The following is a 22,505-nucleotide window of genomic DNA, read 5'->3' as shown; positions in this document are numbered from 1 at the left end:
CTCGGTGGGTGGTTGACGAGCTGCCCTTCCGTGGACGACAGGCCCGTCCGACGCACCCGGAACAAACAGCGATCCGGTAGAACTTACTCCGCCGACGCGGATTCCCCGGACGCACCGGCACGCACCGTTGTCAGATGGTCCGCCAGGCGCACCCGGATGTCCTCCGCGACGGCGGCGAGTGCCCGCCGGGACCGGGGGTTCGCCGGCACCTCCACCGCGAACGGCTCACCGAACACGACCCGGCACTTCACCGAACGCCGTGGCCAGCGCGCGCCCTTCGGCAGGGCGTCCCCGGTGTTGATGCAGGCCACCGGCAGCACCCGGCACCGCCCGTGCACCGCGAGGTAGGCGATGCCGTGCTGGACGGCGGCCATCTCGCCGCTGCCGCGGGTTCCCTCGGGGAAGACGCCGATGGCGCCGCCGCGGCTGAGCTCGTCCAGCGCGGTGTGCAGCGCGGCCCGGTCCGGGCGGCCGCGGTCCACCGGGATCTGGCCGACGAACGTCAGCCACCAGCCCACGATGCCCTTGTACATCTCGGACTTCACCAGGCACCGCACGGTGCGCGGCGCCTCGATGACGACCAGCGGGCCGTCCATCCAGCTGCTGTGGTTGCCGGCGAAGATCAGGGGCTCGTCGCGGGGAATGTTCTCCCAGCCCTCGTGGGTGACACTCATCACGAGGTGGTTGAGCACCCAGCGCACCGGCGGCTTGAGCACGCGGTGCGTGATGTCGTTGAACGGCTTGGACGCCGCGCCGCGGTGCGCAGGTGCCGTGCCTCGGGCCCCGGCCCGGCTCGCTGTCGTGGACGCCGCGGCCGTGGCGGCTGGGGACGCGGCGGCCGTGGCGGCCGGGGACGTGCCCGAGGACGAGGCGGTGGGCTGGGCGGCCAGCTCAGCCGGTCGCGCCAACGCCACCTGCGCCGCGGGCGCCTCCGGGGTCTCCTCAGCCACGCTCACCGTGTCGACGGCGCCCGCACCTTTGGTGTCGACCGCGCCCACACCTTTGGTGTCGACGGCGGCGGCATTCACCGCCGGTGCGCCGCTCTGGCCGGCCGGGCCCGCCGAACTGGCCGGGCCGTCCGAGCTGGTGATGGCGTCCGGGCTGGTCATGGTGCCGGCGCCAGGAGGTGCTCGCTGCGGCGCATGACCTCGTCCACCACCTCGCTGACCGACAGCGTGCTGGAGTCCAGCACGATGGCGCCCTCCGGGATGGACAGCGGGTCGACCGTCCGGGAGCTGTCGAGCGCGTCCCGCCGGTCGAGCTCGGCGAGGGTGCGGGCCACGTCGTCGACGCCCTTCTCCCCCAGCTGGCGGGACCGCCGCAGCGCGCGCACCTCGGTGGACGCGGTGAGGAAGACCTTCACCGGGGCTTCCGGTGCGACGACCGAGCCGATGTCGCGGCCCTCGACCACGATGCCGCCGGCGGCGAGCGACTCGGCGATGATCTCTCGCTGCTGGGCGACGAGCCGTGCCCGCACCGCGGGAACGGCCGCGATCGCGCTCACCGCGTTGGTGACGGCCCGGGTACGGATCTGCTCGTCGAGGTTGACGCCGTCGACGTGGATCGTCGACTGGTCCGGGTCGGTGCCGATCGTGAGCACGGTGCGCTCGGCGACCTCCGCGACCGCGACCGGGTCCTCGATGTCGATGCGCCGGTCCAGCGCGACCTGGGTGATCGCCCGGTACATGGCACCCGTGTCCAGGTACCGCAGCCGCAGCTGACGTGCGATCTGCCTGGACACGGTGCTCTTCCCGGAGCCGCCGGGCCCGTCCACCGCGACCACGAGGCCGCCGGCGGCGGACCGGGCGGGGTCGGGCGCGGGGGCGGCTCCCGCCTGCGACGAGGACGAAGACCGCGTGGTCTCCTGGTCCTCCGTCACGAAAACATCGTCGTGGCTGCCGGTGGTCGCAACCCCCGGCGCAGCGGACCCGTCGTCGGGGCTCACCCGTCTCCTCCGTCCGGACGCGTGTCTGTCGACCCGCATGTTCTGTGCAACCGGCCGGCAGCACCGACTCCATACACCGAGGTCCCCGGTGCACGTGCCGATGGTCCCTACGGGCACCTGCCGGGCGGCCGACCCGGATCAGGCTACTCGCTGCTCCGTCAGGAGCGCCGGTATGCCGTCCATCCGGCCTCCGTCAGCCGCTCGACCAGGCCATCGGCACCCGCCGGGTCGACGGCGATCTCCACGATCCCGGCCGGCGCGTCGAGGCTGTGTTCGAACGGCCCGACATCCTCGATGTTGACCTCCCACTCGCCGATGACGGCGAACAGGGCCGCCAGCTGGCCCGGCCGGTCGTCGAGAACGACGCCGACCCACCCCCACGGAAGTGCCTTCGCACCGGCCTTGCGGGGCAGCAGCGCCCGGCCCCGGTGGCCGCGGCCCATCGCCCCCGAGACGGCGGCGACGACCTCCTCCCGGGTGCCTTCGGCGAGCACGTCGGCGAGGTGGGTGAACTCCCGCCCGAGCAGGCGCACCCGCTCCGCGATCGGGCCGCGGTTGCCGTCGATGATCGACGCCCACAGGGCCGCGTCGCTGTCGGCGAGACGGGTGGTGTCCCGGAAGCCCTGGCCGACGAACGGCAGGTCGTGGGAGTCCAGCCCGAGCAGGCTCCCGGCGAGGACGCTGGCGACGAGCTGCGGCACATGGGAGAGCACCGCCATCGTCGCGTCGTGGCGCTCAGGTGTCGTCCGGACCGGGATGGCTCCGCAGGTGAGGGCCAGCGCCGCGGTCGCGGCGACGGCGTCGGCACCGGTGTGCGGGACCGGGCAGATCGCCCACACCCGCTCGGCGAACAGGTCCGCACGGGCCGACACGGCGCCGTGCCGCTCCCGCCCGGCGATCGGGTGCGCCGGGCACCAGCTGCCGAGATCACAGCCGAGCTGGACGGCTTCCACCAGCGGACGTGCCTTCACACTGCCGGCGTCGCTGACGGTGGCGGCCAGGCCGCCCCGCTGCAGCTCCCGCAGCTGGGCGGCGACGGTCGGCAGCGGGGTCGCGATCACCGCGTGGTCGACCCGCTCCCCCTGCCACGGCCGGCCGGCGCCCATCGCCTCGGCCAGCTTGACCTGCGCCTCGTCGGTGTCCCGCAGGAACACCTCGATCCCGCGCGCGGACAGTGCCAGCCCGATGCTCGTACCGATCAGCCCGGAGCCGACGACGGCCACCCGCCGCAGCTCGGGCAGGTTCCGGTCGTCCCAGGCCGGGGGGTCGGCCGCCGCCGTGTCGACCCCGGGCCGCACATACGGCGCGGCGAACCTGTTGGACGTCACAGACCGGCCGCCTTGTAGAGGGCACCGACCTCGTGCCGGGTGAGGTGCCGGGCCCGGCCGGCCCGCAGGGTACCCAGCGCGACCGGGCCGAACGAGACGCGGACGAGCCGGTGCACCGGATGGCCCACGCTCTCCATCACCCGGCGCACGACGTGGTTACGGCCCTCGTGCAGGATGATCTCCATCATCACCCGGGAGGCGGCCATGTCGATGATCCTGGCGGAGTCGACCTTCACCGGGCCGTCCTCCAGCTCCACCCCCGAGCGCAGCCGGCGGGGCAGGTCCTTGCGGACGGGGCCGCTGATCTCGACCAGATAGGTCTTCTGCACACCGTAGGAGGGGTGCATCAGGCGGTGGGCGAGGTCACCGTCGTTGGTCACCAGCAGCAGGCCCTCGCTGTCGGCATCCAGCCGGCCGACGTGGAACAGCCTGGTGCCGAACTCGGTGAGCAGGTCGGCGATCGTCGGCCGGCCCCGGTCATCGGCCATCGTCGACAGCACACCGCGGGGCTTGTGCAGCGCCAGGTGCACGAGCCCCGTCCGGGTGACGACCCGCTCGCCGTCGACCTCGATGACCGCCCGCTCCGGGTCGACCCGGCGGCCCTGCTCACGCACGACCTCACCGTCGACCCGGACCCGCCCGGCGTCGATCATCTCCTCGCTGGCCCGGCGGGACCCGATGCCGGCCGCGGCCAGCACCTTCTGCAGCCGGATGCCCTCAGCCTCCGGCCCCGCCTTCGGGCCCGGCCGGCCGGAGCCACCGGAGGCGGAGCCCGCACCGGAGGAGGCGACGCGGCCGGGGTCGGCGAGGTCAAAACCGCCGTGGTCGGAACCAGCGAGGTCGGAGGTGTCGTTCGGGTCGTTCGAGTCGGAGACGGTGCCGTTCATGACGCCACGATGTCATCGATATCCGCGACGCCGGGCAGCAGGGGTGCGAGCGGGGGCAGCTCGTCAAGGTCGCGCAGGCCCAGCCGCTCGAGGAAGTAGTCGGTGGTCCGGTAGAGGATGGCCCCCGACTCGTGGTCATGGCCACATTCCTCGACCAGGTTGCGCACGGTGAGGGTGCGGATGACCCCGTCGGCCGAGACGCCGCGCACCGCCGAGATCCGCCCGCGGCTGACCGGCTGCTGGTAGGCGACGATCGCGAGCGTCTCCAGCGCGGCCTGCGACAGTCGCGCCGACTGCCCCGCGAGCACGAAACGCTCCACCCATGGCGCGCACTCGTCCGCGGTGTAGAGCCGCCACCCCTTGCCGACGTGGCGCAACCGGAAGCCGCGCTCCTCGCGCCTGTACGCCTCGGCCAGCTCGACGAGAAGCTGCTCGACCCGGCGGGCGGGGATGTCGAGCGCGGTGGCGAACTCGGCGACGCCCACCGGCCGTTCCGCCACCATCAGGACCGCCTCCACCAGCGCGATGTCCGAGGGGCGGCTCGCCTCTTCGACGGCTGTCGCGCCTGTTGCCCCCGCCTCCCCCGCGGGGGTGGGATCGCCGCTCACTCCGTGGTTCTCCTCGCTCCTCGAGGCCTCCTCGGCCTTCTCCGACGGCCGGCCAGGTCGTCGTCACCGTCCCAGTCTCCGCCGTCGTCGCCGGCCTCGGATCCGTCGCCGGCCACGGATCCGGATTCGGCTGGCGCCGCGGCCGTCAGATCCGGCAGGCCCGGGTCGAAGGCGGGCCCGTCCTGCCCTGCCTCGCCAGGGTAGAGCGATGCTCCGACCGGACGGTCCTCATCCTCGGCGCGGGCCACCCAGCGGACGATGAGCTCACCCAGCGGCCGTTCCTGCTCGAAGGTGATGCGTCCCTCACGGAACAGCTCCAGCAGCGCCAGGAAGCGCGCGACGACCTCGATCGTCTCCAGCAGCCCGACGCAGAGCACGCCGAAGGAGGCCACACCGAGTTCACGCAGCATCCCGATGACGGCGATCATGTGCTCGCGAACGCTGACCCTGGGCAGGTGCACGTGGTCGGTGGCCACCTGCGGCGGAAGCGGCGGCTCCCGCAGCCGGGCGGCGAGCGCCGCGAGCTCGGAGGGGCCGATGCTGATCTGGACCTCGGGCAGCGCGGCGGCGTACCTCGGCTCCAGCGGCACCGCCCGGGCGACGAACCTGGCTTCCAGCGCCATCATCGCGCTGAAGATCGAGGCGGCCTCCTTGTAGGCCTTGTACTGCAGCAGCCGCGCGAACAGCAGGTCGCGCGCCTCCAGCAGGGCGAGGTCCTCGGCCTCGTCGTCGGAGATCGCGCCGGGAAGCAGGCGGGCGGCCTTCAGGTCGAGCAGGGTCGCGGCGATCACCAGGAACTCGGTGGCCTGCCCCAGGTCGAACCGGTCGCCGAGGCGGCGGATATGCGCGACGAACTCGTCGGTCACCTTCGACAGCGCCACCTCGGTGACGTCCATCCGGTGCTTGGCGATGAGCGAGAGCAACAGGTCGAACGGCCCCGAGAAGTTGTCCAGCTCGACCACGAACGGCTCGGTGCGGCCCCCTCGCGCGCTGGCCCCCGAGACCGCGGAGACGTCCGCAGCCCCGGTCGCCACAGTCGTTGGTGCCACAGTCTTTGGTGCCGCCGTGGCCGTTGATGCCGCCGCCGTGCCTGCGGCCGGTGCCGTCGCCTCGGCCCGGTCCGTGTGGGGCTCGTCCTCGCTCAGGGCAGATCGAGCCCGATCAGCGAGCCCAGGCCGCGCAGCAGCGGCGGGGTGAGCTGGCCGAGCACGGACGGGAAGCCCACGAAGAGCACCGGCAGAAGGACCACCGCGAGGAGGATCGCGACGCCGATGTTGCGCTCGGTGAGCTGGTAATGAGCCTTGCGCCAGCCCTCGCTCTGCGGCCCGAGCAGGAACAGGATGCGCCCCCCGTCGGCCGGCGGGACGGGAACCAGGCTGAGGATGCACATCGAGGCGAACGTGTACGCCATCCAGATCAGCAGTTCGACCGCGAAGCTGGCACCGAAGGTCTCTGCCACCCGATCACCCTGGACGATCAGCACGAACTCGGTGAGCCCACGGGTGCCGCCCAGCGCCGCGAGGGCCAGCAGCGCGTAGGCAAGCGGGCCGGCGAGCAACGCGGCGGTGACGTGGAACCGACGCCGGCGCCAGACGTCGTTCATCCGGATCGGTTCGCTCCAACCGGCGCCGCTGAGCAGCACACCGACCCAGCTGAACGGGCTGACCCGCTGGGTTCCCAGCCGTGCGGTCAGCCTCCCGGACCGCGCGGGCAGCGGGTCCCGGGCGAGGCGGGCGGCGAAGATCTGCGCGGCGTCGTGCACGAAGACGCCGACGACGAAGGCAAGCAGGATGCCGAGCAGCGCCGCTGGCTCGGCGAGCTGAAACAGCACAGCGTTTCTTCCGTCCCCGATCGGTTGTCCCTGTCGCAGGACCCGCCGACCGGGCCCCGTCTCCCCGCGACCGTGCCGCCTACCGCCCGGCCCGCTCACCACCCGACCCGACCGGCGGCGGCATCACCGTGGCCGACCACCCGGGCAGCGGCCCGAACAGCCGGCCCAGGTGACGCGGCAGCCGGTCCCGTGGTGCGGCGCCCGGCCCAGCGGGCCGGTCACCGACCGATCGGATCACCCGACGGCTGGCGGCGTCGCGTAGCGAGCCATCAGTTCTCGGGCCAGTCGACGGTATCCGGCCGCGCCGACCGATGTGGGGGCATAGGTGGTGATTGGTTCACCCGCGACGGTCGTCTCCGGAAAACGCACCGTACGGTTGATCACGGTGTGAAAGACCTCGTCGGGAAAACGCTCCACGACCCGGGCGAGGACCTCCCGGGCGTGCAGTGTTCGGGCGTCGTACATGGTCGCCAGAATCCCGGCGAGCTCAAGCCGCGAGTTGAGGCGCTCCCGCACCTTGTCGATGGTCTGCAGAAGCAGCGCCACGCCGCGGAGCGCGAAGTACTCACACTCCAGCGGGACGATGACGGCGTCGGCGGCGGTGAGCGCGTTCACGGTGAGCAGGCCCAGCGAGGGCTGGCAGTCGATCAGGATGACGTCGTACACATCCATGATCGGGGCGAGGGTGCGGGCCAGGCTGTGCTCCCGGCCGACCTCGGTGACCAGCAGCACCTCGGCAGCCGACAGGTCGATGTTGCTGGGCAGCAGATCGAGGTTCTCCACCTGGGTCTCGACGATCGTGTCCTGGATGTCGACGTCGCCACCCAGCAGGAGGTCGTGCACCGTGACCTCGAACTGCATCGGGTTGATGCCCAGGCCCACCGAGAGCGCGCCCTGCGGGTCGAAGTCGACCAGCAGGACCCGCCGGCCGTACTCGGCCAGCGCCGCGCCGAGATTGATCGTGCTGGTGGTCTTCCCCACGCCACCCTTCTGGTTACACATCGCGACGACCCATGCGGGGCCATGCGAGGTCAGTGCGTCCGGCACCGGGAAGACGGGCATGGGGCGCCCGGTGGGGCCCGGCTTGCCGGTACCGTCGTCGGCGATATCCTCGCCAACCTCCAGGCGGCCGTCCTCGGACAGGCGAGGTTCGCCGACCGTCACCTCGCCGTAGTAGCGGCGGCCCGGCGGACCGGTGACCGCGGAGTCGGAACGGACCACGAAGTACCTGCTCCTCACGACTGCTCGGACAGTCCCTGCGCCACTCGTTCGGGTGGGTCACTGCATCGGGGCGTCACTAGGTTCGGGGTGTAACTAGGTTCGGGGTGTCACTCGTTCGGGGCGGTTCGTCACCGCTTCGGGGTTGTCACTGGCTTGCGGGCTGTCGCTGGCTTGCGGGCTGTCGCTGGCTTGCGGGCTGTCGCTGGCTTGCGGGCTGTCGCTGGCTTGCGGGCTGTCGCTGGCTTGCGGGCTGTCGCTGGCTTGCGGGCTGTCGCTGGCTTGCGGGCTGTCGCTGGCTTGCGGGCTGTCGCTGGCTTGCGGGCTGTCGCTGGCTTGCGGGCTGTCGCTGGCTTGCGGGCTTGCTGTGTGTCGCCTGTTACTGCGTCTTCGGCGGAGATCTCCTCCTGTGACGAGCAGAAACGGACCGGTTGGAGCGTACCGACCCGGACCCGGTATCGGCCGTCTCGGGGCCCGCCAGTCGGCGTGTCGCGCTCAATCTCGCATGCATGACTCGAACTTCGGTGCCCACCCGGCGCGTTTCGCGGTGATTTAGTCGCCGCTTCACCCGCCGTCTCCACTCGGTCGTGTCCACGGGCTTCCGCGTTGGCGCACATTGCGGTACGGCGACGGTCGGGTGTTGGCTGAGTTCGCCGGCTGATGCCTGCGCCGCCGCATCGGTGCGGCGGAATCACCGGCGCGAACGGAAAGAGGAGTGCCATGGCCGAGGGCCCACAGGCAGTGACGGTGGAGGCGGTCGTCGCCGGAGGAAAGGGTGAGCCGGTAGGCCTGACGAAGATCGTCGTGCCGGCTCCCGGGCCCGGCGAGGCCCGGGTGCGGGTACAGGCCTGCGGCGTGTGTCACACCGACCTGCACTACCGGGAAGGCGCGATCAACGACGACTATCCGTTCCTGCTCGGGCACGAGGCCGCCGGAACGGTCGAGGCCGTCGGCGAAGGCGTCACCTCGGTCGCCCCCGGCGACTACGTCGTGCTCGCCTGGCGGGCCCCCTGCGGGGTCTGCCGGTCCTGTCTGCGCGGCGCGCCCTGGTACTGCTTCGACTCCCGCAACGCGGTCAACCCGATGACCCTGCAGGACGGCACGCCGCTCACGCCGGCCCTCGGCATCGGCGCCTTCGCCCCGCTGACGCTGGTCGCGGCCGGGCAGTGCGTCAAGGTCGACCCGGCCGTCCCGCCGCAGGCCGCGGGCCTGATCGGCTGCGGGGTGATGGCCGGCTTCGGCGCCGCGGTGAACACCGGACGGGTCGGCCGCGGCGAGACCGTCGCCGTGTTCGGGTGCGGCGGGGTCGGCAACGCGGCCATCGCCGGCGCCTCGGTGGCGGGCGCCCGCCGGATCATCGCGATCGACCTGAGCGACCGCAAGCTGGAATGGGCCCGGAAGTTCGGTGCCACCGACGTCGTGAACTCCAGCACGCAGGACCCGGTCGAGGCCGTGCGCGCGCTGACGGACGGCAACGGGGCGGACGTCGTCATCGAGGCGGTCGGACGTCCCGAGACGTACCGGCAGGCCTTCTTCTCCCGCGACCTCGCCGGCCGCCTCGTGCTCGTCGGTGTGCCGGACCCGTCGATGACCCTCGAGCTGCCACTCATCGAGGTGTTCAGCCGCGGCGGGTCGCTGTCCTCGTCCTGGTACGGGGACTGCCTGCCGACCCGGGACTTCCCCATCATCATCGACCTGCACCGCCGCGGCCGGCTCGACCTGTCCGCGTTCATCACCGAGACCATCGGCATCGGCGATGTGGAGGCCGCGTTCGAGCGCATGCACCGCGGCGAGGTGCTGCGCAGCGTCGTCCTGATCTGACCCACCCCGCCGCCGTCCCGCGACCCGTGACTTGCGCTCCGTCCAACCTTGGGCGTTATGCCCGGTTCCGGTGAAGCCGGACGGGTGTGGCCGGCCGGCGGGACGTCGCGCCGACGATCGGACGGGTACGGTCGGTCGGGGTCTGCCGGTACCGGACGGGGGCCGGCGCCGAGAGGAGTCAACGTGACGGTCAACGGCGTCCAGCGCGTCGACAGAGTCATCACCCGAGGGGATTTCACCCTCGACGGACAGTCGTTCACCGTCGACAACAACGTGTGGCTCGTCGGCGACGACCGCACCGTGATCATCATTGACGCGGCGCACGACCCGGCCGTCATCGAGGCGGCCGTCGACGGGCGCAAGGTGTCACTGATCGTCGCGACGCACGGTCACAACGACCACATCAACGCGGCCGCGGAGCTGTCGGACCGGGTGCGCGCACCGATCGCCCTGCATCCGGACGACACGGAGCTGTGGAGCCACATCTACCCGGAACGCCCGGCCGACCAGCCGCTGCGGGACGGCCAGGCCATCCCGATCGCGGGCGGCACGCTGCGCGTGCTGCACACTCCCGGTCACTCCCCCGGCGGGATCTGCCTGTTCGGTGAGCTGGGCGGCGACCCGGTGCTGTTCAGCGGCGACACGTTGTTCCGCGGCGGACCGGGCGCGACCGGGCGATCCTTCTCCGACTTCCCGACGATTCTCTCCTCCATCCGCGGAAAGCTGCTCACCCTTCCCTCGGAAACCATCGTGCACACCGGCCACGGCGATGACACCACGATCGGCGAGGAAGCGGTCGACTATGACGACTGGGTGCGCCGCGGTCACTGAATCCTTCGGGTTCAGTTCAACTGAGCACCGGTGCGCTGGCGCGCCGGTGCGCCGGTCGTGAATTGGCGCTGGGGATTTCCGATGCTCGCCGCGTGTCGGGGCTGAGGTTGTCGCAGAATCCCGAGGAGCGCCGGATCCGGGCCCCGAGGGCCGCGACCGACGTCGCTACCTGACAAGAGTGATGGATTCTGGTCGCCAGAACAACCAGAAGCCTTCACTCTTCGAACGGCAGCATCGAGCCGGCCGCACCGAGGCGGGATCTCGCGGGACAACCACGCCGATCCCCGTGGCGGAGCCATCGGCGCCGCCACGGGAACGCGCAGCAGTGTCGCCGGTCAGCTGGTGCGGTTGTCCCGGCGCAGCTGACGTAGCTGCCGGCGCAGCCTGATCTGCGGGATCACCCCGATCAGCAGGCCCACCACCAGCCCCGCCGCGGCGGCCGCGGCCAGCGCGCCGGCGACGGACATGACCTGCGTGGAACCGAAGATCCAGATGCTCATCTGCTGGTCGTTCTTCACCACGAACAGGATCACCGCGATCGCGATCAGCAGCACCAGCACCGTGATCGCGTAGGTCGAGTAGGCGACCCCCCGCCGGGCCGCCCGAGCACCCCCGCCAGGCCCGGTGCCCGGCGAACCCGGTGCCGGCGGTGCACCCGGCGTGCCCGGTGCACCGGTTGCGCCGGCGGGGCCCGACGGGCCGGGCTGCGGCTGGGCCGGCAGGGCCCCGGTCGCCGGCGGGAGCTGCCCCGGGGCCGCCGTCAGCGACTTGTCCAGGCCGCCACCCGGCTGTTGTGGTGCCGTCATCGCCCGCCCCCTGCGGATGCGTCCAGCCAGCCCAGGCCGGCAGGAGTTCGTCATTCCGGGCACTGATACCCGTGGACGCAGTCTAGGACGGCCGGTGCCATATGCTGAGCCCCGCGGACGAGTTGGCCGGGCGGTCGCGTCGGCAGCGGGGCACTGACCCCGGTGCCGCCGAGGAACGTCCGGGCTCCACAGGGCGAGGTGGTGGGTAACGCCCACCCGGGGTGACCCGCGGGACAGTGCCACAGAAAACAGACCGCCGGCACCGCACGGAGCCGGTAAGGGTGAAACGGTGCGGTAAGAGCGCACCAGCGCCCGGGGTGACCCGGGCGGCTAGGTAAACCCCACCTGGAGCAAGGCCAAGAGGCCCCGGCCGGATTCGGTCAGGGCTGCGCAGGCGTTCGAGGGCTGCCCGCCCGAGCCTGCGGGTAGGCCGCTGGAGGCCACCGGCAACGGCGGTCCTAGATGGATGACCGTCACCGGCAAGCCGCAAGGCGACCCGGTACAGAACCCGGCGTACAGGCCAGCTCGTCCGCCCCGCGTCCACTGACCTGCAGCAGGGTTCAGCCGTCCACGCTGCGCGTGGACACGCGCTCCGCTGTCAGACAGTGACTGCAATACTGCCGGCATGACCCACTTGGGCACCGCGGAGAGAGCCGGCGCGAGCCCGGACTTCTTCATCTCCTACACCGGTGCCGACGAGGACTGGGCCGAGTGGGTCGCCTGGGTGCTGGAGGATGCGAACTACAGCGTCGTCATCCAGAAATGGGACTTCCAGCCGGGCAACAACTTCATCCAGAAGATGGATGAGGGCCTCCAACAGGCCGCGCGCACGGTCGTGATCCTCTCGGCCCGCTATATGAAGTCGTCCTTCGCGACGGCGGAGATGCGCACCGCCTGGCAGCGCGACCCGCTGGGACGTCGCCGGGGCCTGCTGGTCTTCCGGGTCGAGGACTGCAAGCGGCCAGGGCTGCTTTCCACCGTGATCTCCGTGGATCTGTTCGGGGTGAGCAAGGAGGAGTCACGGCGCCGGATTCTCGCCGCCGCGCTCGGGGAGCGGGGCAAGCCACCCGCACAGCCGCGATTCCCTGTGGTCATCGCCTCCGGGCCGCGCCCGCTGTTCCCGCCCGAGCGCCGGGTGCAGGCCCGCCGGGCGGCGCACCTGAGGCCGTCGCGATCGTCACGGTCACGATCCTGGTCGTCGTCGCGGTCAACGTCGCGCCGGCCGTCCGGCGCGGTATCGAGGACGCACGGGCCGGGCTGAGGGCGCCCGCCTCGCCCACCGTCGCGGCGCCGACACCGGGCCCGACCGTCGTGAACGCCGACGGTCCCGGGCCGTGGACCGTGCAGGCCATCGGCTACACCTACGAGGTCACCGGGGTGAGCCGAACGACCGCCGCGCCGTTCCCGCGCTGGTGGGATCCGCCCGTGCCGGCGATCTCGGTGCGGGGCACCGTCCTGCGCACGGAAGCGAACTCCCACACCTCTATGGGGTGGGAACTGCGGGACCAGAACGGCCACAAGCTGACGGCCCCGACCGGTACCTCACCCGATCCGCCGGGCGAGTGGGAGAACACGCCCACCCTCGGCCAGACGATTCCGTTCGAGCTGGTCGTCTATGACGGCAGCCCCGCCGTCACCTCCCTCACCCTCACCATCACCGACTTCCACCGCAGCGACTACCCGCTGATCATCAGCAACATCCCGGTCGCCTGATCAGGGCCAGTTCGCACGGCAAGTCCGACAAACCCGCCGAGGCACTGCGCCAGGTACTCGCCGTGCCGTTCACCGCGGCGCTGTGAACGCCGCAGGCGGCCCGTTGGCGACCGCGCCATCTCGCTGAGGTCAGGTGGAAGGCCCTCGAGAGGAGGGCCTTCCGTTCGGTAACGAACCCATCGGCCTCTCCTTCACGGTGGAGGAGAGGCCGGGCCTTCGGGCAAGTTCGGAAAGCCGGGCAACCCGGGAGTCGTCTGCTGGCCTCTGTAGGGCAGGGAGGTCGGGTTGCATACAGACGAGGGCGACAGCGACGGGTTCACGGCGTATTTCGCGCCGCGGGCGGGCGGGCTGCTGCGGTTCGCCTTTCTGCTGACCGGCGACGCCGGGGAGGCGGAGGAGCTGACGCAGATGACGCTGGTGCGCATGTTCGTCGTCTGGCCGCGGGTCCGCGGTCATGACCGGCCCGACGCCTACGCCCGCCGGGTGATGGTCAACGCGAACGCCCGTCGGTTTCGCCGCCGGCGGGTCCGCCAGGTTCTCGTCGACGTCCCGCCGGAGCGGGCGGAGCCGTCGTCGCAGCTCGCCGCCGTGGAGGACCGGGTGGGGCTGGCCGCGGCGCTCGCCACGCTGCCGCCGCGGCAACGGGCCGTCGTCGTGCTGCGCTACTGCGAGGACCGGCCCGAGGCCGAGGTCGCCACGCTGCTGCGCTGCTCGACGGGCACGGTGAAAAGCCAGGCCGCGAAAGGCCTCGCCAAACTGCGTGCCCATCCCGCGGTCACCGGCCTCGGCACCGGCCCCGCCGATCCCGCTGGCCTCCCTGGCCCAGCCGGCCCGCCGAGCCCGTCCCGGGTCGCACGCCCCGTCATCGGGCGGGAGGAGCTTCCATGAACGAGACCTCGCCACCCAGTTCCGACGACGCCATCGCCGGCTGGCTGCACACGGCGGCCAACCAGCTGGACGTCCGACTGCCTGCCGGGCTGGTGCCGACCGCGGTGGCCGCGGGGCCCGCCGCCCGCCGGCGGCGCCGTCGCCTCACCGTCGCCGTCCCGGCCGGCGCCGCGGTCCTCGCGGCCGTCCTGGTCGGGGTGGGTGTCCTCACCAGTGGCCCACCGGAGGGCCGGGCGACGATCCGGCCCGCGGACGGGTCCCCCGGCGTGGTCCGCACCTCACCGCCGGGCCGTTCCTCGGCGCCGGTCCGCACTTCTCCGCCCGTCCACCCCGCCGCGCCGGCCGCCACCCCCACCGAGGTACCGGCCGCCGCAGGCGGGCCGCCGGTCCAGCTGCATTACGTGGACACCCCGCGGTTGCTGGCCCTCACCGCCGCCCAGCGGGGCATCGTCGACTCCCACTGCGGCACGCCGTACGAATCCCAGCTGCCGCCGGACGCTCCGCGCCAGATGGTCGCCGTCGCCGGCCGGTGGGGCCTGCAGGTCCTGATCGTGGACGCCGGTGGTGGCGGGATGTGCCGGGCCTACAGCGAGACCGGGCGGAGGACGACCTTGCCCCCGACTTCGCCGGTCTGAACGGCCCTGTTCTGTGGTCACCCGGCCAGCACGACCTGAGCGGGCCGCCGGCGAGCCCCGTCGAGGTGTTCAGCTCCGGTGAGGACGGGTCCGGCCAGCTGGGCGCGTGGAACGCGCGGCGGTGGGCCGTCGGCCGGGTCGCCCCGGACGTCGCCCAACTCGTCGCAGCGCTCCCGACCGGGGACGCCGTGATCGTCCCCTTCGAGCCCTCTACCGGCGCCTTCATCACCCTCATCCAGGTCACGACCCCGGATGTCGCCGAGTTCCAGACCCTGAACCAGACGCCGCTGACCTTGTACGCCTACGACTCCACCGGAAAACTGCTTACCCACGCCACGACTGCCGCCTGCGGCCAGCGACCGGCGTGCAACGGGCCGGAGGCCGCCGAGACCCACCTGCCCTCGCCCCTGACGTCCGCTCCGAGGATGGCACCGGCGACGGATGTCGGCACGCCCACCAGCGACGGGTGAGGCCTCCCCGGACAGACGGATCGACTCCGGCCGGTCAGGTCTCGACGACGTCGACCGCGCCGTCGGTGACCTCCAGGTGGAAGATGAGGCCGGCCGCGCGGCTCAGCTTCGCGAGTGTCTCGAGTGAGGGCTGGTGTTCGGCCTGTTCCAGGCGGGAGATCGCGGGCTGGGCGATGYCGACCAGCCTCGCCAGGTCCCGCTGGGACAGGCCGTGGCGGGCGCGGTGGTCGATGACCCGGTTCGCGACCTGGCGTGCGAACGTCGCGCCGCCTGGGGCCCGGCGGAGCTCCTCGCCGTTGGGCGCGGTCGCGCACTGCGCGGTCAGGGGGCCAGGCGCGGGGCGTGCCAGGCGCGGACGCGATCGTCGAGGTCGTCGAGATCGGCGTGCCAGCCGACGTAGCCGCGGGCCTCCGAGACGAACCTTCGTGACCGCCCGGCGATGACGGTGCTCGGCCGGTCGCCGGAGATCGTGAGGGCCTGGTCGACGAGCTCGACCGCCTGGTCCAGGTCGCGTCGTTTGGCCGCGGCGGTGGCGGCGGCGATGCGGACCATCGAGCGCAGGCCGGTGGCACCGGCCGCGTCCAGGTGGTGGATCGCCGCGTCGGTGTAGACGCTCGCCGCGCCCGGCATGCCCAGCTCGACGTAGGCGGCGGCGGACAGCTCGGACAGTGTCAGCACATGCAGCGTGTCGATCGAGAATCCCGGCTCGCCGTGCTGGTCCGGGCTCAGTACACCGGCGATGTGCCAGGCCCGGCCGATCGCCTGGTGCACGGCCCAGCGGTCACCGAGGGCGCCGTGGGCGCGGGCCTCGATGGCGGCCGCCCGCGCCGCCGCCGGCGTGCCGCTGCCGACGAGCGCGGCCCCGGCGGCGGCGAGCTCGGCCGCGTCCGCCAGCCGCCCGGCCTTGCGGGCCAGGGACGACTGCCACAGCCGGATCCAGCACATCAGCGTGGCGTCGCCGGCCTGGGCGGCATGCGCGTAGGACTCGTCGAACGCGGCGGCGGCGCCGGCGACGTCGCCGAGGTCATGGCGGGTGGTGGCCCAGAGCGCGCCGAGCCGCCCGGTCACGTGGTGCAGCCGCAGCCGGGTCAGCGGCGGGATGGAGTCACGCAGCAGCAGCGAGCGGACGACGGGCAGGTGACGACGCAGCTGGGCGGCGGTCGCGCTGATCGGGGACCGCTCGTAGTCGGCGGTGATCTGCGCGACGCGGCCGTCCAGATGCCCGAGGAGATCCGACGACGGACTCATGCCGCCGTCGCCCGCATCGAGCCGCCCACCCGCGCCCAGCCATCCACCCACGCCGAGGCGCTCGCCGGCGGCGAGCAGGTCGAGCGGGAGCAGGGCGCCGGCGGCCAGCAGCCGGCGCCGGGAACTGGCATCCATCGTTGATGTCCTCCGCGTGGCACAGCGGAGGACGGCAACCGCCTCCGAGGTGGCGCCGTCGACGGACCCCGCACTCCGCACATGTCACGGAATCCTGCGTCCGCTCGGGAGGGCTCGTCACCGGGTGTGCCACTGCGGGACACAACTGTTGCGCAGCTGGTGCGGGCAGGTGTGTCCACTGGCTCCGCACACACCCACTTTTGCACTACGAAAGGCCAACCGACTCCCCACGCGGGGAGCCGGTCGCCTGAGGCTGCTACTCGCCTTCGACGACGAGACGGGCCACGTGGTGGGTGTCGTTGAAGCCGCGCAGAACGGCAGGCCCGTCGGAATACCAGTCGATCGTGGTGATCGACACCAGGTCGAGGTGCAGGCGGTAGAGCACGGTCGGTTCGGCGGCGAGCGCCAGTTGGGTGAGCCCCTTGATCGGGGTCACGTGTGAGACCACCAGGACGCGGCCGCCGGCGTACTCCGCCATGATCCGGTCCCGGGCCGCGGCGACCCGCGCGACGGTGCCCAGCAGGCTCTCACCACCCGGCGGCGGCACCGCCGGATCTGCCAGCCAGGCGTTCAGCTCGTCCGGGAAACGCTCCCGGACCTCGGCGAACGTCAGCCCCTCCCAGGCACCGAAGTCGGTCTCGCGAAGATCCTCGTCGATCACGTAGTCGCGCGCGAGCGCGTCGGCGGTCTGGCGCGCCCGCTTGAGCGGCGAGCAGATGACGGCATCGAACGGTTCGGCACCCAGCCGGTCGGCCGCCGCCGCTGCCTGCAGGAGCCCGGTGTCGGTGAGCGAGGCCTCCACCGTGCCGCTGAACCGCTTCTCCACCGACAGTGGTGTCTGGCCGTGCCGGAGCAGGACCGTGACGGTCGGCGGCGCGGGCGGGGCCATCCACCCGGACAGGCGGTTGGTGGTCGGCGCCTGGTGCGGCAGCGGATCCGGCGACTGCGGGATCGCGGGTTCCCAGGTGCGGCCCGCGGCAGCCGCGTCCATCGCCTCGTTGGCCAGCCGGTCGGCGTCGGCGTTACGGGCCCGGGGCACCCAGACGAACCGGACGCTCGGGAACCGCGAGACGAGCCCCGAGGCCTCGGTGGCGAGCGGGCGCATCGACGGGTGCTTGACCTTCCAGCGCCCGCTCATCTGCTCGACGACGAGCTTGGAGTCCATCCGGACCTCGAGGTCGGCGTCGGGGGCGACGTCGGCGGCGGCCCGCAGCCCCGCGAGCAGGCCCTCGTACTCGGCGACGTTGTTGGTGGCCGTCCCGATCGCGGCGGCCCGCTCCGCGAGCACCTCACCGGTCGCCGGGTCCCGGACGAGGGCGCCGTACCCGGCAGGCCCGGGATTGCCCCGGGAACCTCCGTCGGCCTCGATGACCAGCCTGCGCGAAGCGCTCATGCCGTCACTCCCCTCGCTCGTCCGGATCCGCGGAGGAGGTGGCCGCCCCCACGGGGGAGGGGAGACTCTACCGGCCGTGCGACGCCGTGAACAGCGGACGGGGGACGAATCCGGCCCTAGAGGCCCGATTCGGCCGTTCGGACCAGAATGCGGCGGCATTCCTCACAGCGCACCACCTCGTCGGCCGGGGCCGCGGCGACCGCGCGCAGGTCCCCGCCGGACAGCTCCAGGTGGCACCCCTCGCAGCGCCGCCGCACCAGCGCGGCCGCGCCGACGCCCCCGGACGACGAGCGGATGCGCTCGTACAGGGTGATCAGCGGGCCCGGCAGCGACGGCGCGAGCGCGTCGCGCTCACCGCGCCGCTTCGCCGCCTCGGTGTCGATCTCACCGAACTGCTCGTCGCGGCGCACCTCGGCGGCCTGCCGCTCGTCCGCGAGGCGCTCTCGCCCGCTGACCTGGTCGGTCAGCTTCACCTCGAGCGCCTCGACCGCCTCCATCCGCTCGAGCGCCTCGTCCTCGAGCACGCCCTGGCGCCGGGCCAGCGAGGCCAGCTCCGCCTGCAGGTTCTCCAGCTCCCGCGGGTTGCCGACCTGGCCGGAGTCGACCCGGGTGCGGTTGCGGTCGGCGCGGGTGCGGACGAGCTCGATCTCGGTCTCCAGCTTCCGCTGGGCGCGCCCGATATCCGCGATCTCCGTCTGTACCCGGACGATGTCCGCGTCGGCGCTGTCCAACGCCGCCGACCGCTCGGCGATGGTCGCGAGCTCCGGCAGGGCGCGGCGCCGGGCGGCGAGCCGGTCAAGCGCGGTGTCCAGCGCCTGGAGGTCGAGGAGGCGAAGCTGCGTTGCTGGGTCGGCCTTCATGAGCTCCTCGCCTGGAACCCTTCTTCCGGACGCGCACCGGGCGCGTGGACCGGAGCGGGCAGATGATCTGCGTGGTCGGGCTGTTCTGGGTGGTCCTGCTGGTCACGCTGCTCGGGCCGTTCCGGCTGGGCCGGCTGGTCCGGCCGGGGTGTCGCCGACACCTGCAGCCGCCACGGATCCGTGACAAGTGTGGACACCGCCGTGTTCACGGTACGTCCCCGCGCGGCCAGCCCGGCACGCAGCCGGTCGGCGGCACCGGCGAGCCACGGCCATTCGCTGGCCCAGTGCGCGACGTCGACGATGACCAGGGGATGCGCCCCGACCGCGTCGAGGGTGTGGTGATGGCGGCCGTCCGCGGTCACCAGCACGTCCGCCCCGGCCGCCGCGGCCGCCGCGGCGAGCTCGCCACCCGCGCCGCCGCACACGGCGATCCGGCGCACGGCCCGGTCGGGAGCGCCGGTCGCCCGCACCCCACCGGCGGTCCCCGGCAGCGCCTGCGCGACCCGCTGGCAGAACTGCGCGAGCGGCTCGGCTGCCGGCAGGACACCGACCCGCCCGAGCCCGCGGCATTCGGTGCCGGCATCGGTCCGCGTGCGCACGCGCCCGCCCTCGGCGCGCGACCCGTTGGGCACCAGCGGCCCGACGTCGCGCAGGCCGATCGCCGCCGCCAGGGCGTCACTGACGCCCGGGTCCGCGACGTCGGCGTTCGTGTGCGCGGTGAACAGCGCCACCCCGGCCCGCACCAGCGTCGCCACGACCCGGCCACCGGTCGTCGACTCGGCGACGCTGTGGGCGCCGCGCAGGAACAGCGGATGGTGGGTCACCAGCAGCTGTGCCCTGGCGGCCGCCTCGGCGGCGACCTCGGGCGTGGGGTCCACCGCGAACAGCACGTCGTGGACCGGGGCATCCAGGTCGCCGACCGCCAGCCCGACCGCGTCCCACGCCTCGGCCCAGGCCGGTGGATAGCACGATTCGAGCGCCCAGACGCAGTCACGGACCGTCGCAGCAACGGTGGTCATCCCCGCGACCTTACCCGGACGACCGCTCGGGGGCGTCGACCGGTGACCATCCGCCGTCAACTGACCGGGCGCCGTCAGTTCGTCCTGGCCTGACCCGTAACGTCACCCCTGGYGTAGGACGTCCGCACGGGGTTACCACGCCGGAAAGAAGGGTTGGAGCATGGCTGACGTATCGGTGCGCTTCCAGATCGCCGGGGATTCGGAGATTGTTCTGAACCTGGCGACGGCGCAGGCTGTGCGCCTGGTCGAGGCGCTGATGGGCAAGGTCGCAGACGCCATGGCCGCACCGGACCGGCTGGCCGTCGGCAGCTCGTGGCAGCAGGGCGCCCCGGTGGCGCCGGCCCCGCCGACCTTCAACCCGGGTCCGCGCCTGCAGCAGTGAACCCGGGGCAGCCCGGACCACCGCCGGGTCGGTTGCTGCCAGAAAACCGGAAATCCGACAACAACGTCGGCTCAACGCGATACAACCTCGCAAAGCATTCCCTACGAGAGGACACCTGATTTCCCATGGCGGGGGACGTACCGGCCGACGAACGGATCCTCATCACCATCGATGATCCAGATCCTGGGGCGGATACCCGGCGCGGCCTGCTCGGCCCGCGGGATCCAGCGGCCGGTGGCGGCCAGGAGGACTCGCCGGACCCGACCGGCCTGACCAGCGCGACCGGTGCGGCCGGTGCGCTGGAGTTGGACGCGACGGGCGCAGGCGGGACCGCCCGCGGGCTGCTGGACGACTCGTCCCTCGACGACATGCCCGTCTGGGGAGCCAGGACCCGCCGCTCGACCGCGCCGGCCGGCGCCGGCGGCAACGCGGGCGCCCAGCACGGCGAGCGGACGGTGCACCGCTACGGCCGGGTCAGGGTCCTCGGCCGGCCGCATGCCGGCCCGGCACAGGACACGACGGTCGCCGCGGCACAGGACGACACCACGGGCACCACCGGCACCACCACCGCCCAGCCGGCCCCGGGCGACGGGACGATCGTGTCCACCCTCGCCCTTCCCGGCGGCCTGAGCCGGACGGAGTCCCTCGGCGTGGAGGCGTTCCGCCTGCGCGCCAGCGACGGCTACCGCCGCCGCAAGCGCTCCCGCCCGCGCGACGCCGCGCCCTGGGACATGGCCCGCCCCTGCACCGACATCGCCCCGGCCCGCGGGTCGGGGACGTCCGTCACCCCCCGCCTGATGCCGACGCTGCTCAACGCGCCCTCGGCGAACGGCACCGACGCGGCCCAGAGCACCGCCGGCGCGCCGGGAACCAGCGGGCTCAGCTCCTATCTGGAGGGCTCGGTCGCGGTCGGCCTGATCCTCGTCGAGGGCCCGACCGCCGCACTGCGGATGTCCGCCGCGGAACGCACGAAGATCGTCGCCGAGGTCCAGAACGGGCTGTCCTGGTACGCGACGCAGAATCCGGCCGCCGAGCTCACCTTCAGCTACGACATCCAGCTGGTCCAGCTGTCCACCCCGGCCGACCCGGGCGCCAGCGACCTGGAGTCGGTGTGGCGCAACCCGGCGATGAGCCGGCTCGGCTACGCCCCGACCTTCGACGGTGTCTACGACTACGTCGAGGGGCTGCGCGGGCGTCTCGGCACGAAATGGGCTTACTGCGCCTTCGTCACGAAGTACCCGCTGGGCCATTTCGCCTACGCGTCGATCGGCGGGCCGCGCCTCGTGCTCGCCGCCGACGCCGACGGCTGGGGCCCCGACAACATCGACCGGGTCTTCGCGCACGAGACCGGGCACATCTTCGGCGCGCCCGACGAATACGCCGGCGCCGGCTGCGACTGCGGCGGAAGCTGGGGCCGGTACGGCGTCCCCAACGGCAACTGCGACGCCTGCGCCCCCGCACCCGTCGACTGCCTGATGCGGGCCAACACGTTCGCCCTGTGCCGGTACACCCCCGCCCACATCGGCTGGGGCCACGGCGTCAGCGGCAACCCGGTGCTCATCCAGTCCCGTGGGCTCGGCGTGCGGGGCAACTTCGACGTCGTGGTGCCCTCGGCGTTCTCCGGGCTCACCCACGTCTGGCGGGAGAACGACGCCCGCGACACCCCCTGGCGGGACCCCTGGCAGACCGCCCAGGCGCTCGGCCGGGTCGACGCCGTCACGATGCTGCAGAGCACCCTGGCCACCCCCGGGCCGCTGGAGACCGTCGTCCGCGTCGGCAGCCGCCTGTTCTTCCTCTGGCGGGACAGCACCGGCGCGTTCCAGTGGCGCCCACCCGTCCAGCTCACCCAGAACGTCGGCGGCGTGCCGTCGATGGTCCAGAGCCGGCTGGGCGGCCGGGGCAACTTCGAGCTGCTCGCACCCGCGGCGGACGTCGGCATCATCCACATGTGGCGCAACCACGACGTCGCGGGCTACCCCTGGAGCGCGCCGAAGCTGTTCGCCGCGAACCTCGGCCGGGTCGACGCGGTCAGCCTGATCCACGGCACGCTCGGCGGCGGCGCCGGCCTGCTGGAGGCCGTCGCGCTGGTCGGCACCCGGCTGGTGCACCTCACCCGTGACTCGTCCGCCGTCTGGCGGACGAACGGCGTCTTCGCCGAGGGGGTCTCCGGCAACCCGGTGCTGATCCAGAGCCTCTACCCCGGCGCCCGCAACTTCGAGGTGGTGGTGCCCGCCGCCGGAACCGGGCTGATCCACTTCTTCCGTGACAACAACCGGGCGACACCGGCCTGGAGCGGGCCACGGCCCTTCGGCGCGTCACTCGGCCATGTGGACTCGGTCGCCCTCATCCAGAGCAACTACTCCGGGAACCTGGAGGTGCTGGCCCGGGTCGCGAACCGGCTGTACCTGCTGACCCGATCCGGTGCCGACGCCGTCTGGTCGACCCCGCAGCGGGTGCTCTGACTCCAGGGCGAACCCCCACGCCGGC

Annotated in this window: 22 protein-coding genes and 1 other RNA gene; 10 read left to right on the top strand and 13 right to left on the bottom strand. The window is 72.7% G+C overall.

Annotated elements, in window-relative coordinates; genetic code table 11:
• Positions 1–83: 83 nt before the first annotated feature.
• From CcI49_RS02710 to CcI49_RS02675, 8 genes are all read right to left on the bottom strand, one after another.
• Positions 84–1,109, bottom strand: coding sequence for a lysophospholipid acyltransferase family protein (locus CcI49_RS02710; RefSeq protein ID WP_054565852.1), 1,026 nt, complete (start codon positions 1,107–1,109; stop codon positions 84–86).
• Entirely contained in the window at positions 1,106–1,945 is an 840-nt protein-coding gene (gene cmk, locus CcI49_RS02705) for a (d)CMP kinase (RefSeq protein ID WP_054565851.1), read from the bottom strand. The genes CcI49_RS02710 and cmk overlap by 4 nt, the downstream gene beginning before the upstream one ends.
• A 158-nt stretch (positions 1,946–2,103) precedes the next feature.
• Positions 2,104–3,273 carry a prephenate dehydrogenase gene (locus CcI49_RS02700; RefSeq protein WP_083473127.1) on the bottom strand — a complete coding sequence of 390 codons (1,170 nt, stop codon included), beginning with the start codon at positions 3,271–3,273 and terminating at the stop codon, positions 2,104–2,106.
• The gene (locus CcI49_RS02695; RefSeq protein WP_241839863.1) at positions 3,270–4,160 is read right to left on the bottom strand and encodes a pseudouridine synthase; all 891 of its coding nucleotides are present in this window, start codon (positions 4,158–4,160) and stop codon (positions 3,270–3,272) included. The genes CcI49_RS02700 and CcI49_RS02695 overlap by 4 nt, the downstream gene beginning before the upstream one ends.
• A complete protein-coding gene (scpB, locus tag CcI49_RS02690) occupies positions 4,157–4,768 on the bottom strand; it encodes an SMC-Scp complex subunit ScpB (protein ID WP_076823953.1) in 612 nt (203 codons plus the stop codon). Before scpB ends, CcI49_RS02695 begins: the two co-directional genes overlap by 4 nt.
• Positions 4,765–5,802 carry a ScpA family protein gene (locus CcI49_RS02685; RefSeq protein ID WP_241839862.1) on the bottom strand — a complete coding sequence of 346 codons (1,038 nt, stop codon included), beginning with the start codon at positions 5,800–5,802 and terminating at the stop codon, positions 4,765–4,767. Before CcI49_RS02685 ends, scpB begins: the two co-directional genes overlap by 4 nt.
• A 107-nt stretch (positions 5,803–5,909) precedes the next feature.
• Entirely contained in the window at positions 5,910–6,599 is a 690-nt protein-coding gene (locus CcI49_RS02680; RefSeq protein ID WP_054565848.1) for a Zn-dependent membrane protease, read from the bottom strand.
• 234 nt (positions 6,600–6,833) lie between these two features.
• The gene (locus CcI49_RS02675; protein WP_006540347.1) at positions 6,834–7,820 is read right to left on the bottom strand and encodes an AAA family ATPase; all 987 of its coding nucleotides are present in this window, start codon (positions 7,818–7,820) and stop codon (positions 6,834–6,836) included.
• Between the two features lie 717 nt (positions 7,821–8,537).
• On the opposite strand from CcI49_RS02675, the gene CcI49_RS02665 reads away from it, so the two are divergent.
• Positions 8,538–9,638: an S-(hydroxymethyl)mycothiol dehydrogenase gene (locus CcI49_RS02665; RefSeq protein ID WP_054565847.1), complete on the top strand. Its 1,101-nt coding sequence runs from the start codon at positions 8,538–8,540 to the stop codon at positions 9,636–9,638.
• Between the two features lie 183 nt (positions 9,639–9,821).
• Positions 9,822–10,469, top strand: coding sequence for an MBL fold metallo-hydrolase (locus CcI49_RS02660; protein ID WP_076823951.1), 648 nt, complete (start codon positions 9,822–9,824; stop codon positions 10,467–10,469).
• Between the two features lie 335 nt (positions 10,470–10,804).
• Here the strand turns inward: CcI49_RS02660 and CcI49_RS02655 are convergent, their stop codons facing one another.
• Positions 10,805–11,275 carry a lipopolysaccharide assembly protein LapA domain-containing protein gene (locus CcI49_RS02655; protein WP_054565845.1) on the bottom strand — a complete coding sequence of 157 codons (471 nt, stop codon included), beginning with the start codon at positions 11,273–11,275 and terminating at the stop codon, positions 10,805–10,807.
• A gap of 118 nt (positions 11,276–11,393) precedes the next feature.
• Between CcI49_RS02655 and rnpB the strand changes: the two genes are divergently transcribed.
• The 6 genes from rnpB to CcI49_RS43015 all read left to right on the top strand — a co-directional run bounded on the left by rnpB (position 11,394) and on the right by CcI49_RS43015 (position 14,981).
• An RNA gene (gene rnpB, locus CcI49_RS02650) (RNase P RNA component class A) lies at positions 11,394–11,807 on the top strand.
• A 93-nt stretch (positions 11,808–11,900) separates the two neighbouring features.
• A complete protein-coding gene (locus CcI49_RS02645; protein WP_083749260.1) occupies positions 11,901–12,536 on the top strand; it encodes a toll/interleukin-1 receptor domain-containing protein in 636 nt (211 codons plus the stop codon).
• A gap of 50 nt (positions 12,537–12,586) precedes the next feature.
• A complete protein-coding gene (locus CcI49_RS02640) occupies positions 12,587–12,988 on the top strand; it encodes a hypothetical protein (protein ID WP_076823947.1) in 402 nt (133 codons plus the stop codon).
• A gap of 285 nt (positions 12,989–13,273) precedes the next feature.
• Entirely contained in the window at positions 13,274–13,876 is a 603-nt protein-coding gene (locus CcI49_RS02635) for a SigE family RNA polymerase sigma factor (protein ID WP_054565843.1), read from the top strand.
• Entirely contained in the window at positions 13,873–14,511 is a 639-nt protein-coding gene (locus CcI49_RS43020; protein ID WP_158230690.1) for a hypothetical protein, read from the top strand. The genes CcI49_RS02635 and CcI49_RS43020 overlap by 4 nt, the downstream gene beginning before the upstream one ends.
• Complete coding sequence (locus CcI49_RS43015; protein WP_083749258.1) at positions 14,451–14,981, top strand: hypothetical protein; 531 nt, start codon at positions 14,451–14,453, stop codon at positions 14,979–14,981. The genes CcI49_RS43020 and CcI49_RS43015 overlap by 61 nt, the downstream gene beginning before the upstream one ends.
• Positions 14,982–15,302: 321 nt before the next feature.
• Here the strand turns inward: CcI49_RS43015 and CcI49_RS02620 are convergent, their stop codons facing one another.
• From CcI49_RS02620 to CcI49_RS02605, 4 genes are all read right to left on the bottom strand, one after another.
• Positions 15,303–16,364 carry a hypothetical protein gene (locus tag CcI49_RS02620; protein WP_054565841.1) on the bottom strand — a complete coding sequence of 354 codons (1,062 nt, stop codon included), beginning with the start codon at positions 16,362–16,364 and terminating at the stop codon, positions 15,303–15,305.
• Between the two features lie 256 nt (positions 16,365–16,620).
• The gene (locus CcI49_RS02615) at positions 16,621–17,757 is read right to left on the bottom strand and encodes a bifunctional RNase H/acid phosphatase (protein WP_054565840.1); all 1,137 of its coding nucleotides are present in this window, start codon (positions 17,755–17,757) and stop codon (positions 16,621–16,623) included.
• A 116-nt stretch (positions 17,758–17,873) separates the two neighbouring features.
• On the bottom strand, positions 17,874–18,617 hold the full coding sequence (locus CcI49_RS02610; RefSeq protein WP_076823946.1) for a C4-type zinc ribbon domain-containing protein: 744 nt from the start codon (positions 18,615–18,617) through the stop codon (positions 17,874–17,876).
• Positions 18,614–19,636: a Nif3-like dinuclear metal center hexameric protein gene (locus CcI49_RS02605; protein WP_076823944.1), complete on the bottom strand. Its 1,023-nt coding sequence runs from the start codon at positions 19,634–19,636 to the stop codon at positions 18,614–18,616. Before CcI49_RS02605 ends, CcI49_RS02610 begins: the two co-directional genes overlap by 4 nt.
• Before the next feature lie 160 nt (positions 19,637–19,796).
• Here CcI49_RS02605 and CcI49_RS02600 point away from each other — a divergent pair, with 160 nt between their 5' ends.
• On the top strand, positions 19,797–20,018 hold the full coding sequence (locus tag CcI49_RS02600; protein ID WP_006545650.1) for a hypothetical protein: 222 nt from the start codon (positions 19,797–19,799) through the stop codon (positions 20,016–20,018).
• Positions 20,019–20,143: 125 nt separating this feature from the next.
• Positions 20,144–22,480 (top strand): hypothetical protein, encoded by a 2,337-nt coding sequence (locus tag CcI49_RS02595; protein ID WP_076823942.1) that lies wholly within the window; start codon positions 20,144–20,146, stop codon positions 22,478–22,480.
• The last annotated feature ends 25 nt before the right edge of the window (positions 22,481–22,505 follow it).

It is taken from the genome of Frankia sp. CcI49 (genome assembly GCF_001983215.1).
Lineage (GTDB): Bacteria > Actinomycetota > Actinomycetes > Frankiales > Frankiaceae > Parafrankia > Parafrankia irregularis.
The sequence above is the reverse complement of the archived record's forward strand: the minus strand, read 5'-3'. Positions and strand labels throughout refer to the sequence as shown.